The following is a 16636-nucleotide window of genomic DNA, read 5'->3' as shown; positions in this document are numbered from 1 at the left end:
CTTATAGCCCTCGCTCTTTAATCCATTCACGGACTTTGGCACCCTCTTCGAGTACAGCAACGCCCGAAGCAACAATGCGATCGCCATCTTCTAGGCCGGAAATTAGTACGCGGTTGTCATCAACTTCTATTGGTGTTCGGCGAACAAGCCCTTGCTCATCTACCTTCCATACCCAACTGTTCTCTCCTTCTGTTTCAATGGCGGCTTTTGGCAATCGGCTAGCAACGGATTTAGGGACTTCTAGCTCCACCTTGCCGGACATGCCCGGCAATACTCCAACATCATCCGGTCTTTCCATCGCCATGGTAACTTTGTAAGCATTGGTTTTAGGGTCTGCTTCAGTATCAATTTCTTGGAAAGTTAATGGGAAAGGTCTGTCTGGCACGGTATCAAACACCATTTGCGCTTTGGCTACGTCATCATCTCTGAAGCGACGTAACAGGTACTCAGGCAATTGGAACACCACTTTCAGCACCTGATTGGTTTGAATATTCATTACCGCTTGCTGTGCACCAACGAACTCATAGTTCTCCACGGAGACTAATGAAATAGTGCCACTGTATGGCGCTTTAAGTACGGTGTAGTCGAGATTCGCTTGCGCCTGTTCAAGGCCAGCCTTAGCTGAATTTAAGTTCGCCACCGCTTTATCATAATCTTGCTCTGAAACGACTTTATCGGCTCTTAACTTTTTAAAACGTTTGAACTGCACATTGGCCAATTGATAATTAGCCTGGGCTTGTTTAAGCAGTTGCTGGTATTCATCTGGGTTAAGTGAGGCCAGCACAGTGCCTTTTTCGACCATCTGACCCGCATGAATATCCACAGACATTAGTTGGCCAGGAACACGAAATGCAAGTGCCGCTCTATCGCCTGCTTCAGACACCGCTGGAAACTGACGAACTGTGCTGCTTTGACTCAGTGAAACGGTGACGATTTTGGCGGGACGAGAATCCGGTTCGGGAACGGGCGGTAACTCTTCCGAGCAACCTGCGATCAGCACTAACGCACTGGTGAGGAGCAAATATTGGCAACGCATAGAGTTTCATCCATAAACAATTGGTTATAAAAAACCATAGGATACAAACGCAACGACTGCCATCTAAGGCATTAAATTTCCAGTACAATTCAAAACAATGAAACAAAAACACCAACGACAAGGCGTTGGTGTTTTTAATCGATTTAATTTGTGGCGTGGTCCACTACAATTTGCTGAACTCTCGCTCGACGTTAAAAGTATCTGAAGTAACGTGAGCTTCCATCGTTTTGACTTTCTTCTCCACGTCCGCCAGCTCTCCTTCCAAGCTTGCAATCAACTGACTTGGTGATTCCCCAGTTTGCCACGGCTTGCTCTTAACTTTATGGGGCTTTGGTGACGCTGAGTCTTGAAAGTCTCCCGCCTGATAAGGCTTTTTCTCCACCATCAGTGACATGGCAATGTAGATGATCACTACAAAAAAACCTGCCCCTAATAGCGCTGCAGTCACTGCCAGTACCCGAACAAACCATGTCTCGATGCCGAAGTAATCTGCAACCCCTGCACATACACCGGCGATCTTACGATTCTGGGTATCACGGTACAAAGTACGTTGGGTCATAGTTTTTGTCTCCAGCTAGGCGATTCTGAGTCCAGAATCTTCTCAAGCGTTTGCACGCGCTGCTGCAACCCTTCCGCTTGTCGAGTCAACATCTGCAGTTTCGCAAAATCTTCTTCTGACAGACCTTGCGCAGTGTTGCGCTTTCCACGGTAGTGAAGCCATAACCACAGAGGCGCAACGAATATAAGAAAAACTACGAGTGGTGCAGTTAAAAACGCTGCTGACATATCAATACTCCTTGGTGGTTACTTATTTGTCTTGTTTGTTCATTTGCTCTTTCATGCGAGCCAGTTCTTGCTCGATTTCATCTTCCGCTTGAAGCTCGGCAAACTCTTGGTCTAGGTTACGTGCTGATGTGTAGCTGTCAGCTTCCGCTTCTAGCTCGTCAATCTTACGCTCGTATTGCTCAAACTTAGACAGTGCTTCTGCACTTTTGCTCTCATTGAGATGACGGCGCACATCACGGCGATTCCCCGCAGCAGTGCGGCGGATCACTAACGCTTGTTGCTTAGCACGAGTTTCATTAATTTTGGTTTCTAGCTTGCTGATCTCACCAGTTAGCTTTTCAATGGTCTCTTCAACCAAGGTTTGCTCTGTGTGTAAGCTTGCTACGATATCTTGCAGCTTTTGCTTTTCAATTAATGCAGCACGTGCCAAATCTTCGCGATTTTTGCTCAGTGCTAAGGTCGCTTTTTGCTGCCAATCGCTCAGTTGAGACTCAACCGCTTCCACTTTACGCGCCAACTCTTTTTTATCCGCAATAGCGCGAGCGGAGTTAGTGCGAACCTCTACTAAGGTGTCTTCCATTTCTTGGATGATTAAGCGGATCATTTTTTCAGGATCTTCCGCTTTGTCTAGCAATGCGCTGATGTTTGAATTCACGATATCGGCGAAACGAGAGAAAATACCCATGTGATGTCTCCTTAGACGAGTAACGAATCTTATTGATGATTACTGGTTAACTTGGTTTTATCTATTACAACTTGCGTGCCAACTTTTATACCATTAAAAATCAATAATTTAATTAAACCCTTGTGCAAGGACAATTTGTGCTATGATGAATTTCACCAACACTTGGTTAATTTCGCCACGGAGTAAGGATGAAACAGCAAAACCTAATTGGAGAGTCTCCTAGTTTTCTTTCTGTGCTCGACAAGGTCTCTCGCTTAGCACCGATTGAACGACCTGTGCTCATCATTGGTGAGCGTGGTACGGGTAAAGAGCTCATTGCTCAGCGTCTGCATTACTTGTCACGTCGATGGGATCAACCATTGGTATCAATGAACTGCTCCACACTCGCTGAAGGTGTCATTGACTCAGAGTTATTTGGACACGAACAAGGCTCCTTTACCGGTGCTAAAGGCAAGCACCTTGGCCGTTTCGAGCGAGCAGAAGGTGGAACGCTATTTATGGATGAACTTGCGACGGCACCACTCACGGTGCAGGAAAAGCTATTGCGAGTGATCGAATACGGTGAATATGAACGTGTTGGGGGCAACAAAACTCTTTCAGCCAATGTGCGCCTAGTCTGCGCAACCAATGCGGACTTACCTGAAATGGCGCAGCAGGGCGAGTTTAGAGCCGACTTGCTAGACCGTTTGGCATTTGATGTTATTCACCTCCCTCCGCTCAGAGCTCGTCAAGAAGATATCTTGTTACTCGCCGAACACTATGCAATCAAGATGTGTCGAGAGCTAGAGTTGCCCCTGTTTAGTGGCTTCTCTATGCGAGCTCAGCAATCACTGCTCGACTACCATTGGCCGGGTAATGTTCGTGAGCTTAAAAATGCCGTCGAGCGAGCTGTATATCAGAACGTTGAATATCAAGCGCCTATTGATGAGATTGTGTTCGACCCGTTCAGTTCAAGCTGGGCGGCAGCCACCACGGAAGATGAGTCTCAACCTGACATATCTCGAGTCATCGAGTTTCCTATCGACTATAAACAGTGGCAGGAAGCTGCAGATGTCGAGCTTCTCAATCAAGTATTGGAAGCGTCTAAACACAACCAAAAGCAAGCAGCGAAACTGTTAGGGCTTAGCTATCATCAATTGAGAGGGATGCTGCGAAAGTACAACCTGGTTGGGCAGAGTCCGGACTAATCGTTTGGTCTGGTTGGAAAAAAGTGCTAAATTAGCCGGATTAAGAGGGCATGAAAAACACTATGTCTATTGCTACCTCGTTTCTCACTAACACACTCTTTCCTATGAAAGCACTATTAAAGATGGGCCTCATGGCAGTGGCTGGCCTTTTGCTTGCCGCCTGTGGCGAAGAAATTGATCACACAAAAGTGCGCAAAAGCGGCTTTGTCTTTTGTGGTCAAATCAACCTAAATACTTTCAATCCGCAGCAAGCTGATACTGGTATCACGTCCGATGCATTAAGCCGCCAGCTGTTTAACTCCCTATTTACCCTAGATCCTGAAACGCACCGCCCAATTGCCAGTTTGGTGGATACGTGGGGCATGGATAAAAGCGGTACGGTTTACACTTTCAACCTTAAGCGTGGCATTACTTTTCATTCAACCCCTTGGTTTACGCCTTCAAGAGACTTGCAAGCCAAAGATGTTGTATTCAGCTTTGCCCGCATATTAAACACAGCCCACCCATATCACGACGCTGGCAGCGGGCGCTATCCGTTCTTTGATGCCATCGATTTTGCCGGACTAGTTAAGGATGTGCGTGCCACCGACAAGTATCAAGTGACCTTTACACTTAACCGTCCTGACAACAGTTTTCTTGCTAATATTTCAACGCCTTATGCTGTTATTCACTCCGCAGAGTACGCCCGTAAACTTGAGTTGATGGATAATAAGCTGGCGCTAGAGAACCACCCAGTGGGCACTGGGCCATTTATGTTTGATGAGTACCAAGTCGGTGACTTGGTGCGTTTGAAGCGCCACAGTGAGTATTGGCAAGGCGAGCCGAAAATGTCGCAAGTCGTGTTTGATATCTCGACCCGAGGTACGGGAACGCTCGCCAAATTATTGCGAAACGAGTGTGATGTGCTTTCATCACCGGTTTCAAGCCAGTTGCCAATCATTTCACAAGCGCCAGACTTGGTGCTGAATGCTAAACCTGCGATGAACGTGGCGTTTATCGCCCTAAACACTTCAACTCCAGCCCTAAGTGATGCCAATGTACGCAAGGCACTTAACCTTGCCATCAACCGTCAGGTAATCTTAGATTCCGTCTATTATGGCACTGGGGCTATCGCCTATACTCTGCTACCGCCAAGCTCATGGGCGTATCAAAAAGATAGCGTTCAGATCCGCTATGATAAAAAGTATGCCATCGCTTTACTGCGTGAGGCGGGTGTTGAAGAAGGCACTGAGCTCTCTATGTGGGTCCCTCTAGAGCCTAAACCGTATAACCCGAGTCCAATGAAAACTGCCGAGCTGATTCAAAGTAACTTTGCGGATATTGGTATCAAACTGAATCTATTTACTGATGACCGCTTCTCTCGCTCAGAGCTTAACCAGAATCAAAACGTGGATATGGTACTAACGGGTTGGCTCGCAGATACTGGTGACCCCGATAACTTCCTACGCCCAACTTTAAGTTGTGGTGCTGAGCGAGCGGGTTTAAACGTTTCTATGTGGTGTAACGATGACTTTGATTTCTTGCTTGATTTGTCGCGAGAAACCAATCAGCCGAGGTATCGTCTCAACTTATATAAGCAAGCACAGAACATGCTGAACCAAGAGTTTCCAGTGATCCCAATTGCGCACGGTACTCAGTATCAAGCCAATCACGCATCATTAACTGGATTTGAAATGAGCCCGTTTAACACTCGTTCATTTCATAACGTACAAAGGAGTGAGTAATGCTGGTTTACATTATTCGCCGACTTAACCTATTTGTGATCACCTTGCTGTTTCTCTCCATGGTTGGGTACAGCATCATGCGCCTTGACGCTCAAGTTGCAGCCAATGAGTTGAACTTTGTTTCTGGCTGGCTGCACTACCTTGCGGATATCAGCCTGTTCGATTTTGGCAACAATCAATACGGTGAGCCAATTTGGGATGACATCATGGTGGTCTTTCCAGCTACGCTTGAGCTGTGTTTTTTCGCTTTCTCAATTGCTTTGCTAATCGGTATTCCACTAGGAACAATTGCTGGAACCCGCCAAGGCAAATGGATAGATACTGTTATCTCTTTTGTTTCTATGTCTGGCTACTCTGCACCGCTCTATTGGGTTGCACTGCTGCTCATCATGTTCTTCTCGCTCAACCTTGGTTGGTTCCCAGTAGCGGGTCGTTATGATTTGCTGTACCAAATTGACCACGTGACTGGCGTCGCCATCATTGATGCTTTTTTGTCTGATAGCCCGCTAAGAGCGCAAGCGCTGCAAAGTGTATTAGAACACCTGTTCTTACCTTGTATGGTATTGGCGCTAGCGCCAACCACACAGATCATCGCTTTGATGCGAGCATCCGTAGCAGAAGTGATGCAAGAGAACTACATCCGCGCTGCCAAAATCAATGGCTTATCAAAATACGAAATCATCATCGAACACGTGTTGCGTAACGCCCTACCGCCAATCATTCCGAAGTTTGGCGTACAGCTTTCTAGCATGATCACTTTTGCGGTGATCACTGAGTCGATCTTCAACTGGCCGGGCATTGGCCGCTGGTTACTCGACGCACTTGCCAGTCAGAACTTTATCGCAATTCAAGCGGGTGTCATGGTGGTGGCAACTTTTGTATTGATTGCCAATATCTTATCCGATCTTATCGGTGCTATCGCAAACCCATTAGTAAGGAAGGAGTGGTATGCTGTCCGATAATGTTTATCAAGAAGAACTGATCCCTACTCAGTTCGAGCGTTTTTGGCGCAGTTACCGCTCAAATACCTTGGCGATGTTTGGCTTATGGTGTTTTGGTATCTTGTTGCTACTAACACTGTTGTCGCCATTCATATTGCCTTATGACCCGCAGCAGCAAAGTAGCTATTTACTACTGCCACCTTCTTGGGCACCAGAAGGCACGGTTGATTACTTCCTAGGTACCGATGACCTTGGGCGTGATATATTGTCACGCCTTTTGGCTGGTTCTCAATTGACTCTTGGCGCTGCTATCATCATCACCCTCATTGCTGGTGTTATTGGTAGTGTCATTGGTGTGCTCGCGGGCATGACCAAAGGTTTGGTGTCGAGTACGTTGAACCACCTGTTTGATACTGTCATGTCGATTCCATCACTGCTGCTAGCGATCATCTTTGTCGCATTTCTTGGCTTTGGTGAGTTCAATGTTTTGCTTGCGATTTGCTTGGCTTTAATCCCTCGTTTTGTTCGCTCAATTTATGTCGCTGTGCACAGCGAGGTGGAGAAGGATTATGTCATTGCAGCCCGCCTTGACGGTGCGAACAACTTTTACCTGCTTTGGAACTCGATCCTCCCGAATATTTTGCCTGTATTGGCCGCCGAAGCGACCATGGCGTTGACCATTGCCGTCTTAGATATCACCGCACTGGGTTTCCTTGGTCTGGGCGCTCAAGCGCCGAGCACTGAGTGGGGTGCAATCTTGGGTGATTCAGTTGAGCTTATCTACGTGGCACCTTGGACTGTGACTCTGCCGGGGTTGATCATCATGTTCTCTATTGTTGTGATTAACCTCGTGGGCGAAGGTATGCGCCGCGCACTCAATGCGGGGATCGAATAATGCCAATGTTAGATATTCGTCATCTGACGATAGAAATTGATACACCACAGGGCATGGTTAAGGCTGTAGACCGAATGAGCATTACCCTAAACGAAGGGGAAATTCGTGGTCTAGTAGGCGAATCTGGCTCTGGTAAAAGCTTGGTGGCAAAGGCAATATTGGGCATTACTAAGGATAATATGCGCGTCACGGCTGACCGTCTGCGTTTTGGTAATATTGACCTTCTTCAGCTTACACCTAAAGAGCGACGTCGAGTGATTGCTCGTGACATCGCCATGATTTTCCAAGAGCCTTCAACCTGTCTTGACCCTTCTGAACGTGTAGGTCAGCAGCTTGCTGAGTCTGTGCCTCTGGACTGTTTCGAAGGACGATTTTGGCAGCGTCGCCGCTGGCGTACCGAGCAAGCTATTGCCTTGCTGCATAAGGTTGGAATTAAAGATCACCGCCGCGTGATCCGAGCATACCCTTATGAACTGACTGATGGTGAATGTCAGAAAGTCATGATCGCCATGGCGATTGCGACCCGACCAAAAATGCTCATCGCTGATGAGCCAACTAACGACCTTGATCCAATCACTCAGTCACAAATTTTGCGTCTGCTCAGTCGTATGAATCAGATCAACAACACAACTATCTTGCTTATCGGTCATGACCTGACCACCATTACTCAATGGGCAGACAAGATCACTGTGATGTACTGTGGGCAATCGGTTGAATCGGCGGCAACCAAACAGATCCTTAAACTGCCGAAGCACCCTTATACGGTGGCGTTGCTACAAGCTATGCCTGATTTTAGCCAGTGGATCCCGCACAAATCAAAACTGGAGTCTTTGCCCGGTGCGATCCCTCCATTGGATCACTTGCCGATTGGCTGCCGATTAGGGCCGCGCTGTCCATACGCCCAGCGCCAATGTGTAGAGGCTCCGAGAACCAAGAAAGTGAAAAATCATAAATATAGCTGTCACTTCCCGCTCAATATGGAGAAGAAGTCATGAGTGCCTTGCTAGAAGTTAACGACATCAGCAAATACTTTGAAACACGCACTGGATTATTCACCAAGAGCGTAAAAGAAGCGGTAAAGCCGATGAGTTTTAGCCTCGAAGCGGGTCAGACAATTGGTTTTATCGGTCAAAACGGCTCAGGTAAGTCCACGCTAGCGAAAATGCTGGCGGGCGTGGTTGAACCAAGTGGTGGTGAAATCAAGGTTAATGGCGAAGTGTTGGAGCATAAAGATTACGAAACTCGCTGTAAGCTCATTCGTATGATCTTCCAAGACCCTAACACCTCACTCAACCCTCGCATCCAAATTGGTCGTATCTTAGAAGGGCCGCTCAAGCGAAATACCAGCATGCCGCCAGAGGCTCGCCGCAAACGGGTCAAAGACACTCTGATGCGGGTGGGTCTTTTGCCAGAACACGCTTATTTCTACCCTCAGATGCTGGCAACGGGCCAAAAACAGCGTATCTGCTTGGCGAGAGCGCTTATTCTTCAGCCATCCATTATCGTCGCTGATGAAGCACTTAATGGGCTTGATATGGCGATGCGCTCACAGATCATTAATCTGTTCTTAGAGTTACAAGAAGAGATGGGGTTATCCTTTGTCTATGTATCTCAACACCTTGGCATCGTTAAACACATCACCGACAAACTGATTGTGATGCACGAAGGGGAAGTCGTAGAGTGCGGTGATACCCAAGAAATCATCTCATGCCCTAAACACCCAATCACCCAGCGCTTAGTAGAGAGTCACTTCAATACCATACCCTCTTGCGCTCGATAAGGAGTCACATGCTCAAAGGATTGAGTCTCGCAGCCCTTTTTTTTACTTCGCTGACGGCCAGCGCCAATACGGCTCGCTGGCAAGATCCGCAATACATCGAAAGCTCTTTTTTCACCATTGCGCTGCACAATGAATACGATGCACATGGCAAGAAGATCCGTAAATGGGATCAGCCAATTAAGGTGTTTCTCGACCATAGAGTCCCCGATCAAGATTTGCACACCGAACTTGCTCGTATGCATATCGAGCATCTGGCCAATCTATCTAACCACGATATTTCCCTTGTTGATACTTTAGACGAGTCCAATGTGCATTGGGTATATACTCGGCAATCTGAGTGGGAAGGTGTGGTCGAAGAGGTCATGGGTAAGCCTTCGGTCGAACATACCCGTTCTGCACTGTGCATGGCCAATTTTGCCGTTAATTCTCGTGGAGAGCTAGTCAGAGCTAACATTGTCATTCCGGTCGACCAAGCCCGTGACCACGGTAAACTGCTCGCCTGTGTGGTAGAAGAGATGACGCAGATTCTTGGTTTGCCTAACGATTCAGACAGCGTCTACCCATCGGTATTTAATGATCGTTCACCAGAAGACTTACTTTCCCCACTGGATGGACTATTAATCAAACTACTTTATCACCCAAGCATCAAAGCAGGCATGACAGAAGCGCAAGCTAGACCGCTGATAAAGGAGCTACTGATGCAATTTACCTTTGATGGCACGATTGACAATATTCATCGTGAAGTGATTGAGGGTGAGCTTTATGAGGCGATGGGGTTTCGTTAGCAGATATGAATCTATAAACAAAGCCAGTTCAGTGAACTGGCTTTGTTGTTTATATGGCGACTAATCAATTGTCAGCAAAACTGAGCCCGTTTGTAGTGGGGAAGTATCACCATGTGTTTGACGAGTTCTGTCCTTACGATAGACTCGAATTTCATACTCACCCGGCGTTAAGTCATCCTTACTCGTTAAGTGATAAGTAAGACTACCATCCAAGCGCTGTGCGGCGATTGCCGTGCTGAAAATACCGTCATCAGCCCAAACAGGTTCTTTGCCCTTTTTAAACAAACCGACAAATGGTTTTGCAATGGTAAAGCCTTCAATCGCTGTTGGTTCATCATCCAGGGTCACGGAGACCGTATTGCCATTGACAGTGTAATCAATCTGCGTGTTATCACTTATCGACATTTGGCCAGAGACCACCTTGGATGGTGAAATTTCAAACTCAGTCACAAAGCCGTAATGATCTGAAGGGTATGGATTATTCTTGTAATCACTCGGCTGATCGTCATTGATTCCGTCTTGGCCAAACATATCAGATTGGGTCGCTTTGATATTACTGCCTTTATAATAGATATAATCTATACGCGCTGCAGGATAGCTTTTGCCCGGACCCGCCTTGCCAATCGCAACACCCCAACTACCGCCAGGGTGTTCAATCTCGTTCGGGTGAACTTCTCGGTAAGAGTCTTTAAAGCCCAACTCATCAACCATGTACTTAGAGTCACCGAAATCACGACCACAAGGAATAACATTCGCTTGCGCAGCTCGCTCTGTCCAATCTAAGTGACTGGCTGCGTTGAAGTCTCCTGCTACAATAATTGGAGTTTCATTGGTGGTTTCCCAACTGTTTTCTCGCTTCATCAGGTCAACTAGCACATCGACCTCTTTTTTACGATAGCTGGCACTTTGATCCAGCTGTTCTTGGCTCCAGCTACACGAGCTTTTACTTGCATTGTAAGAGGTTGAACTCATGTGTGCCGACCAAACAATGATTTCTTGGCTGTCTGAGAGCAATATGCGAGCGCCTTCCGACGAACGATAAATTGCCTCGTGTCCCACCGTTGTAAAACCTTCTACAATGGGATAGCGGCTTAAAATGGCGGTACTATGTTGCATTGCATTTTGGCTAGTACCTGCTGCCGGGTTATACACAAACCAAGTTTCACCTGTTTTTGCCTCTAGGTAAGAGGCAAACGTCTGAGCAATCTCACTTCCCTCTTGAAGTGCGATAATGTCGGCTTGTTGCTTAGCCAAGTATTCTACTGATTTGTTCACGCCATCATTGACGTTAGCACCCCCTTGCCATGCATTGTAGCTGGCAACACGCACAGATAACTTCTCAGGTTTTGGCACAGGATCTTCATTTTTTTTGGAATGACACCCCATCAATACTGCACTAGATAGCAAACTAAGAACGACTGCAGACTTTGAATATTTCATACTTGCTTTGACTTAAGTTGGTTAAATTCAAGCAAGATACTAACCGCCAATTATTATATATTATTTAATAACTTAGTTAGATTTTCTTAGTACCTTAGATAGTGTCAGTTAGGCCTATTACATCATAAAAAATCATAATATAACCCCAACAGATGCATTACTTCCAACCATTATCTTTCAGCAACTTTAATAAACCAAAACACCGGTTTATTTGGTTTATTATTCGCCTTACGGTGTTCGCTCCATATACCATCTCCCCAACGTGCAATGGCCGCTTTAGCAAAAGCATTAACTAAACTAACTTGGTTGACTTCGTTAGCGACCTGTTTGAATAGATCATCCCAATAAGCTCGCCCTTTGCCTTTTGCATAAACACTGGTTTGGTTATTTTCTTCGAGCTTCCAGATCTGATCATAGCGATATCCGTAGTCATGAATTAAACCAGGGATCAAAAGCAAACCGGTTGGACTAAGGATCGCCCAAAATATCCGTGGTATCGATGCACCATCAAACACAAAACCTTTTTCGATCACCAACGTCACATCATCGTTCAACTTGTAGGTCCAGTTTTCGGCAAGCTGCCACTTTCTCGTTTGAGTGACAAAAACCACCAACTTATGTAACCAAGTAGGCTGATTTTTGGTTTGAATTCTCACTGGTATCAACTTAGGCATTTCAATGTCTTTGTCATCTTCAACCAAGGTGAGCAAATAAGAAGAGGCGATTATCAAGCCGTAGAACATGAGCAATATGGCAGTTAGCCACCCTAACCCTAGAATGAAGCAATCCATAAATTGGTCTCCTTGCCAAGAGTCAATATCTTAGCAGCTTCCTAGGTAACTCTGTGCGAATGCCTTCTCACAAATACAGGCTCTCGGCATGAGTTAAGTTGCTTTATATCAACGCATAGCATTCTATAAGGAGTAGACTGCCCTCCTCTTTAGAATTTGCTTCCATTGAACTTGGTTTCAATTGTGTATCGGAGTCAATATGATTAGGAGCCTGCCTAAGTGGGTAGAGTTTGGTTCTTTTCTTCTTGCATTGATTGCAGGAACCATCAACGCCATCGGTCTTTTAGGCTTTCAACATCAATCAGTATCACATCTTTCCGGCTCTGCTACTTTGCTTGGTGCGCAGGTGGCATCAATGAACTTTGCGAGCGTTGCCATGTTATTGGCGGTGTTGATTAGCTTTGTAATTGGCTCTGCGATATCAGGAGCGTTTCTCTGTGGCGAGTCTTTTAAAGTTGGGCGATATTACGACACGCTGTTAGCCGCTGAAGGGCTATTACTTTTGGCTGCGTGTATTCTGCTCTCTATAGGAATGAACTTCGGTCTTTTTCTCGCATCAATGGCTTGTGGCTTACAAAATGCCCTTGCAACCCGATACAGCGACGCTGTGGTCCGCACCACCCACGTGACAGGATTGTTTACCGATCTAGGCTTAATGATTGGCTCTCACCTGCGAGGGGAAGCGTTTGATAGCCGTAAAGCGAAGCTGTTCTTATTCATTATCACAGGATTTATCTCTGGCGGATGTTTAGGCGCCCTGTTATTTAACCAACTCCAATTTTTGTCCCTACTAGTCCCCGTAATACTATGCTTCTCACTTGCTGTCGTTTATCGAGTTTATTTTAAGCAGAAGGGAAACAGGCTCTATTTGTAAACGAAAAACAGAGTTCAGCTTCTCTAATTAGGACAGGCACCTAATCGGACGACAATTGCATCTCTTCATTTGGGACACACACCAAATGTGGGATGTTCGGGGCCATCAAATTGGGACAGGCACCTTATTCAGAAAAAATGGGACAGACGAATGGTGTGTGTCCCATTTATCTCTCTTCATTTTTGCTCAGTTTATGCGCCTAGATAAATGGTGAGGCCAAAGACCAGAACTCCCGCAAACACAGGCAAACCCAACGTCTTCGTTTTTGACCATACTAGTAATGTTGCTACAACACCTAAACCAGTGGCAAACCAAGATAGGGCTGATGGGCTTACTGGGATCAGCGAAGTGCCAAACATCGCTGCGATCATGGTTGGTCCTAATACATTGAGCCATTCTGGGACTTCATTACTCGTCCCTTCAGCATTTTCCTTTCTAATTCGGCGTACCACCCACCATGTAGGTAGGGCTCGTAGCAAGAACGTACCGATGGAAATTAATAGGATAATTGCCCAAATTGAATCACTCATGGGATAGGCTCCTTTTGTCCTGACGATGTTTGGTCGCATAGTAAAGAAGTGCACCACAACACGCAGCAAGTGGAATGGCAGCATTGTTGAAGCCAAATAACTTGATGGTCAGCGCTACTATCGATGTGCCAGCTAAGGTAATCAACCAAAGTCTGCTGTTAAATCTGGGCGCAAGTAAAACCAGAAATAGAGCAGGTAAAGCAAAGGGTAATACGGTCTCAAGCAATGGAAAACGTCCTATCAGTTCTTCACCTGCTATAGCGCCCATGGCTGTACCAGAGATCCAACTCATCCAAGCCATAAGGCCAGCTCCAATGTACCAACCCATGCGCTCATTCGGCGCTAACTGAGGAAAACGAGTCAATGCGAGCGCAAAAATCTGGTCAGTTAAGCCATGCATTAGCACTATCCACCATGGGCTATTAGACATATATTTCGCTATATTGGGCCCATACACTACGTGGCGAGCATTGATAAGCAAGGTCATAACCAACACCAGCCACCAAGGTGCTCCGGAAGCAATCATAGCGATAAACAAAAACTGAGATGCTCCTGCGTATATGAGTATAGAAATAGCGACGGTTTCCCAGATCCCAAACCCAGATTGAGTGGCTATCAAACCAAACGAGATCGCTACAGGAACATAGCCACCCATCAGAGGTAAGGCATCTTTCACCCCCTCTAACCATGGAGAACGTTGTAAAGTGGTGGTTTTACAATCCATCTTGCACCTCTCTTTTGGCATAAGTGATGGTCACCAGCAAAGTAGTCCAAAGATCACCTGTTTTATACATGTGCGGTTTGTCAGCTGGAAATTTGACACTTTCACCAGCAGATAGGCAGTGACTACTCCCCTCAACACCAGTTTCTACATGGCCGGTTATCACTGTTATTGTTTCAGTCGTACCATTGGAGTGAGCGTCTGAGCGATGCTCGATATTAGGCGCACAAGACATCCAATACGCATCAACCTGAGGGTTGTCCATTCCCTGCTCAATCAGTTTTACCTGCACGCCATCATCGTCGATAGGGGCTGCCATTGAGACCACCAGACTTCCGAATGGTACATCAAGCTGCTTAGCAAGACGCCAGATGGTATCAATGGTTGGATTACCACTACCCTGCTCTATGCGGGATAAATTTGATTTAGCGATCCCTGCCTCTAGCGCAAGCTGAGACAGCGACAGTCCCTTCGCTATACGCAGATTTTGCAAGTTTCGACCTAGGGTATTAAGAATTGGTTTTTCCATCTGACAGCAACGTTCAAGTTGTTCCTTATATAGAACGTTCTATATAAGGAACAACTGAGTGTCAAATAGTTTTTGTTAGTATTTTGGATAGTTCGTCTTGAGAAAATGACGATAAGTACTTTTATTTCATAAACTTAAAGCCAAAAATGAATTACGAACTTTTTGTTCGTTGGACAGGTGGCCGAGTAGAGATTCAGAACCATTATCGACATTTGGCAAAATAAATACGGCGAGAACAAAGTTAAGCTTAGGTGTATGAGCTATACATTAATGGCCGCTGATTTTAACGGCTACTTATTTTCAGCAATGCGCCACAATACCCCACTAGGATCTGTCATACAAAATTCAAGCATTCCCCATGGTTGTTCAACCAATTCAGTAATCTTTACTCCAAACTCTATGTCTAAATCCAGTTTTAAAATATGCTCATACCAACTTTGTGCATCTTCGACTAATAGGTGCATCATAAAGTTTCTACTGTGAATAGGTTCATAGAAATCTTGGAGCAAGAATGAACAAGTACCTGATTTGAAGTAAGCAATGCCCTCAAACTCAGAGGCCATTTCAAAGCCTACTGTCTGATAGAATTGCTTGGAGCGTTCAAAGTTCTTCGCAGGGACAAAAGACTTTATTTCAACTGTATTCAGGTTTTCCATTTCCCTCTCCATTGTTTTACTAACTATTTAGCCTTCCATTATGTATGTTGATTACTAACATAACATAGATATCTGCGCTACGAACTCGAGAATAATGTTCGTGGTTTTATATAACGAAATTCTATCTGCCTCCACTTAATTGGGACAGACACCAAAAGTATGATTTTAGACTGATTTTCCCTTGAAACAGGTTGTGCTCTCAATTCTATACGTCTACTCCTGCTAAGTTACCTTCAAATTCACCTGAACGCTCGAATATGACCACTGCAAGAAGACAACTCGTCTCCGTTGACGCCACACCTTACTATCATTGCGTTTCACGCTGTGTGAGGCGCAGTTTCTTATGCGGAATAGACGCTGTTACTAACATCAGCTACGAACATCGAAGGGCGTGGATCGAAACTAAAATTCAAGACCTTACGCATACCTATTGTATCGATGTATGTGCGTATGCAGTGATGAGCAATCACTTTCATCTAGTACTTCATATCAACCGTGCAAAAGCCTATGATTTGACTGCAGAAGAAGTGATTGATAGATGGGCTTTATCTCACAAACTCCCTGCTCTCATTAAGAAATGGCAACTAAAACAACTTTCTTGTGAAGCTGAAGAGTTGAAATGTTTGGATATCATAGAGGTATGGCGTGAGCGTTTATGGTCTTTAAGTTGGTTCATGAAAGAGCTTAATTACGACATTGCTTGTAAGGCTAATCTGGAAGATGAATGCTCAGGACATTTCTGGGAAAGCCGATTTAAAAGCCAGGCATTGTTAGATGAAAAAGCTCTTGCAGCAGCAATGGCCTATGTAGATCTAAACCCAGTAAGGTCAGGTATAGCCAGTACACCTGAAAGCTCAGAGTTTACCTCGATAAAGGCTCGGATCACTGCCTTACGTCAAAACCTCGAAACAGCCCCATGTCTCCACCCATTTGTGGGTTCTAAAGATAATAAATCCCTCGATGGCCTGCCTTTTCGACTCATTGACTACATTGAACTTGTCGATTGGACTGCTAGGCAATTTAGACCTGATAAGTGGTCTCTGGAAAACACCCTCCCGCCAATATTAGTTCGGCTCGACCTCCCTCATGCGAGTTGGCTTAGAGCCTGTACACAGCTAGAGCGAAAGCATGCCACTGCTATTGGCGATGCATCTCGATTGGAACATGCGAAAACGGCATTAAGAAAGTCTAAGATCAACCTATACCAAATAGAATAACGAAACCTGAAGCCTTAAAGTCTATCCCCACCAGCTTGCATTGGTATTTAGTGTGAGCG

General features: G+C 45.6%; 19 protein-coding genes. 9 read left to right on the top strand and 10 right to left on the bottom strand.

Going from position 1 to position 16636, the window contains the following annotated elements:
• Position 1 precedes the first annotated feature (1 nt).
• From J4N39_RS05670 to pspA, 4 genes are all read right to left on the bottom strand, one after another.
• On the bottom strand, positions 2–1036 hold the full coding sequence (locus J4N39_RS05670; RefSeq protein ID WP_252022892.1) for an efflux RND transporter periplasmic adaptor subunit: 1035 nt from the start codon (positions 1034–1036) through the stop codon (positions 2–4).
• Between the two features lie 163 nt (positions 1037–1199).
• Positions 1200–1595 (bottom strand): envelope stress response membrane protein PspC, encoded by a 396-nt coding sequence (gene pspC / locus J4N39_RS05665; RefSeq protein WP_252022890.1) that lies wholly within the window; start codon positions 1593–1595, stop codon positions 1200–1202.
• Positions 1592–1822: an envelope stress response membrane protein PspB gene (gene pspB, locus J4N39_RS05660; protein ID WP_252022888.1), complete on the bottom strand. Its 231-nt coding sequence runs from the start codon at positions 1820–1822 to the stop codon at positions 1592–1594. Before pspB ends, pspC begins: the two co-directional genes overlap by 4 nt.
• Positions 1823–1844: 22 nt before the next feature.
• Entirely contained in the window at positions 1845–2507 is a 663-nt protein-coding gene (pspA, locus tag J4N39_RS05655) for a phage shock protein PspA (RefSeq protein WP_252022886.1), read from the bottom strand.
• Positions 2508–2695: 188 nt separating this feature from the next.
• Here pspA and pspF point away from each other — a divergent pair, with 188 nt between their 5' ends.
• The 7 genes from pspF to J4N39_RS05620 all read left to right on the top strand — a co-directional run bounded on the left by pspF (position 2696) and on the right by J4N39_RS05620 (position 9819).
• Positions 2696–3694: a phage shock protein operon transcriptional activator gene (gene pspF / locus J4N39_RS05650; RefSeq protein ID WP_252022883.1), complete on the top strand. Its 999-nt coding sequence runs from the start codon at positions 2696–2698 to the stop codon at positions 3692–3694.
• 104 nt (positions 3695–3798) lie between these two features.
• On the top strand, positions 3799–5418 hold the full coding sequence (sapA, locus tag J4N39_RS05645; RefSeq protein WP_252023637.1) for an ABC transporter substrate-binding protein SapA: 1620 nt from the start codon (positions 3799–3801) through the stop codon (positions 5416–5418).
• Positions 5418–6380 carry an ABC transporter permease gene (locus tag J4N39_RS05640; protein WP_252022882.1) on the top strand — a complete coding sequence of 321 codons (963 nt, stop codon included), beginning with the start codon at positions 5418–5420 and terminating at the stop codon, positions 6378–6380. The genes sapA and J4N39_RS05640 overlap by 1 nt, the downstream gene beginning before the upstream one ends.
• Positions 6367–7254, top strand: coding sequence for a putrescine export ABC transporter permease SapC (gene sapC, locus J4N39_RS05635; RefSeq protein ID WP_252022880.1), 888 nt, complete (start codon positions 6367–6369; stop codon positions 7252–7254). The genes J4N39_RS05640 and sapC overlap by 14 nt, the downstream gene beginning before the upstream one ends.
• Positions 7254–8249 carry a peptide ABC transporter ATP-binding protein gene (locus J4N39_RS05630; RefSeq protein WP_252022878.1) on the top strand — a complete coding sequence of 332 codons (996 nt, stop codon included), beginning with the start codon at positions 7254–7256 and terminating at the stop codon, positions 8247–8249. Before sapC ends, J4N39_RS05630 begins: the two co-directional genes overlap by 1 nt.
• Positions 8246–9034, top strand: coding sequence for a peptide ABC transporter ATP-binding protein (locus tag J4N39_RS05625; RefSeq protein ID WP_252022877.1), 789 nt, complete (start codon positions 8246–8248; stop codon positions 9032–9034). The genes J4N39_RS05630 and J4N39_RS05625 overlap by 4 nt, the downstream gene beginning before the upstream one ends.
• Positions 9035–9042: 8 nt before the next feature.
• Positions 9043–9819 (top strand): DUF2927 domain-containing protein, encoded by a 777-nt coding sequence (locus J4N39_RS05620; RefSeq protein WP_252022875.1) that lies wholly within the window; start codon positions 9043–9045, stop codon positions 9817–9819.
• A 60-nt stretch (positions 9820–9879) separates the two neighbouring features.
• Here the strand turns inward: J4N39_RS05620 and J4N39_RS05615 are convergent, their stop codons facing one another.
• Both J4N39_RS05615 and J4N39_RS05610 read right to left on the bottom strand, forming a co-directional pair.
• Positions 9880–11259 carry an endonuclease/exonuclease/phosphatase family protein gene (locus tag J4N39_RS05615; protein WP_252022874.1) on the bottom strand — a complete coding sequence of 460 codons (1380 nt, stop codon included), beginning with the start codon at positions 11257–11259 and terminating at the stop codon, positions 9880–9882.
• Positions 11260–11429: 170 nt separating this feature from the next.
• Positions 11430–12050 (bottom strand): DUF1353 domain-containing protein, encoded by a 621-nt coding sequence (locus J4N39_RS05610; RefSeq protein WP_252022873.1) that lies wholly within the window; start codon positions 12048–12050, stop codon positions 11430–11432.
• A 199-nt stretch (positions 12051–12249) separates the two neighbouring features.
• Here J4N39_RS05610 and J4N39_RS05605 point away from each other — a divergent pair, with 199 nt between their 5' ends.
• Entirely contained in the window at positions 12250–12924 is a 675-nt protein-coding gene (locus tag J4N39_RS05605) for a YoaK family protein (protein WP_252022872.1), read from the top strand.
• Positions 12925–13115: 191 nt separating this feature from the next.
• On the opposite strand, the gene J4N39_RS05600 is transcribed toward J4N39_RS05605, so the two are convergent.
• The 4 genes from J4N39_RS05600 to J4N39_RS05585 form a co-directional block, all read right to left on the bottom strand.
• On the bottom strand, positions 13116–13454 hold the full coding sequence (locus J4N39_RS05600; RefSeq protein WP_252022871.1) for an AzlD domain-containing protein: 339 nt from the start codon (positions 13452–13454) through the stop codon (positions 13116–13118).
• The gene (locus J4N39_RS05595; protein ID WP_252022870.1) at positions 13447–14178 is read right to left on the bottom strand and encodes an AzlC family ABC transporter permease; all 732 of its coding nucleotides are present in this window, start codon (positions 14176–14178) and stop codon (positions 13447–13449) included. Before J4N39_RS05595 ends, J4N39_RS05600 begins: the two co-directional genes overlap by 8 nt.
• Positions 14168–14704 (bottom strand): helix-turn-helix domain-containing protein, encoded by a 537-nt coding sequence (locus J4N39_RS05590; RefSeq protein WP_252022869.1) that lies wholly within the window; start codon positions 14702–14704, stop codon positions 14168–14170. The genes J4N39_RS05595 and J4N39_RS05590 overlap by 11 nt, the downstream gene beginning before the upstream one ends.
• 290 nt (positions 14705–14994) lie before the next feature.
• The gene (locus J4N39_RS05585) at positions 14995–15360 is read right to left on the bottom strand and encodes a VOC family protein (RefSeq protein WP_252022868.1); all 366 of its coding nucleotides are present in this window, start codon (positions 15358–15360) and stop codon (positions 14995–14997) included.
• 257 nt (positions 15361–15617) lie between these two features.
• On the opposite strand from J4N39_RS05585, the gene J4N39_RS05580 reads away from it, so the two are divergent.
• Complete coding sequence (locus J4N39_RS05580) at positions 15618–16577, top strand: transposase (protein ID WP_252022867.1); 960 nt, start codon at positions 15618–15620, stop codon at positions 16575–16577.
• Positions 16578–16636 lie beyond the last annotated feature (59 nt).

The sequence above is a fragment of the Vibrio sp. SCSIO 43136 genome (assembly GCF_023716565.1).
Taxonomy (GTDB): domain Bacteria; phylum Pseudomonadota; class Gammaproteobacteria; order Enterobacterales; family Vibrionaceae; genus Vibrio.
Note: the sequence above shows the minus strand (reverse complement) of the source record. Positions and strands in the feature narration are given on the sequence as shown.

Bases quoted from the DNA above. Each gene is read 5' to 3' on its own strand.
- J4N39_RS05610 (WP_252022873.1), bottom strand. From the start codon at position 12,050: ATGGATTGCTTCATTCTAGGGTTAGGGTGGCTAACTGCCATATTGCTC.
- J4N39_RS05600 (WP_252022871.1), bottom strand. From the start codon at position 13,454: ATGAGTGATTCAATTTGGGCAATTATCCTATTAATTTCCATCGGTACG.
- J4N39_RS05595 (WP_252022870.1), bottom strand. From the start codon at position 14,178: ATGGATTGTAAAACCACCACTTTACAACGTTCTCCATGGTTAGAGGGG.
- sapA (WP_252023637.1), top strand. From the start codon at position 3,799: ATGAAAGCACTATTAAAGATGGGCCTCATGGCAGTGGCTGGCCTTTTG.
- J4N39_RS05580 (WP_252022867.1), top strand. From the start codon at position 15,618: ATGACCACTGCAAGAAGACAACTCGTCTCCGTTGACGCCACACCTTAC.
- J4N39_RS05620 (WP_252022875.1), top strand. From the start codon at position 9,043: ATGCTCAAAGGATTGAGTCTCGCAGCCCTTTTTTTTACTTCGCTGACG.
- J4N39_RS05670 (WP_252022892.1), bottom strand. From the start codon at position 1,036: ATGCGTTGCCAATATTTGCTCCTCACCAGTGCGTTAGTGCTGATCGCA.
- pspF (WP_252022883.1), top strand. From the start codon at position 2,696: ATGAAACAGCAAAACCTAATTGGAGAGTCTCCTAGTTTTCTTTCTGTG.
- sapC (WP_252022880.1), top strand. From the start codon at position 6,367: ATGCTGTCCGATAATGTTTATCAAGAAGAACTGATCCCTACTCAGTTC.
- pspB (WP_252022888.1), bottom strand. From the start codon at position 1,822: ATGTCAGCAGCGTTTTTAACTGCACCACTCGTAGTTTTTCTTATATTC.
- pspC (WP_252022890.1), bottom strand. From the start codon at position 1,595: ATGACCCAACGTACTTTGTACCGTGATACCCAGAATCGTAAGATCGCC.
- J4N39_RS05605 (WP_252022872.1), top strand. From the start codon at position 12,250: ATGATTAGGAGCCTGCCTAAGTGGGTAGAGTTTGGTTCTTTTCTTCTT.
- J4N39_RS05615 (WP_252022874.1), bottom strand. From the start codon at position 11,259: ATGAAATATTCAAAGTCTGCAGTCGTTCTTAGTTTGCTATCTAGTGCA.
- J4N39_RS05640 (WP_252022882.1), top strand. From the start codon at position 5,418: ATGCTGGTTTACATTATTCGCCGACTTAACCTATTTGTGATCACCTTG.
- pspA (WP_252022886.1), bottom strand. From the start codon at position 2,507: ATGGGTATTTTCTCTCGTTTCGCCGATATCGTGAATTCAAACATCAGC.
- J4N39_RS05625 (WP_252022877.1), top strand. From the start codon at position 8,246: ATGAGTGCCTTGCTAGAAGTTAACGACATCAGCAAATACTTTGAAACA.
- J4N39_RS05590 (WP_252022869.1), bottom strand. From the start codon at position 14,704: ATGGAAAAACCAATTCTTAATACCCTAGGTCGAAACTTGCAAAATCTG.
- J4N39_RS05630 (WP_252022878.1), top strand. From the start codon at position 7,254: ATGCCAATGTTAGATATTCGTCATCTGACGATAGAAATTGATACACCA.
- J4N39_RS05585 (WP_252022868.1), bottom strand. From the start codon at position 15,360: ATGGAAAACCTGAATACAGTTGAAATAAAGTCTTTTGTCCCTGCGAAG.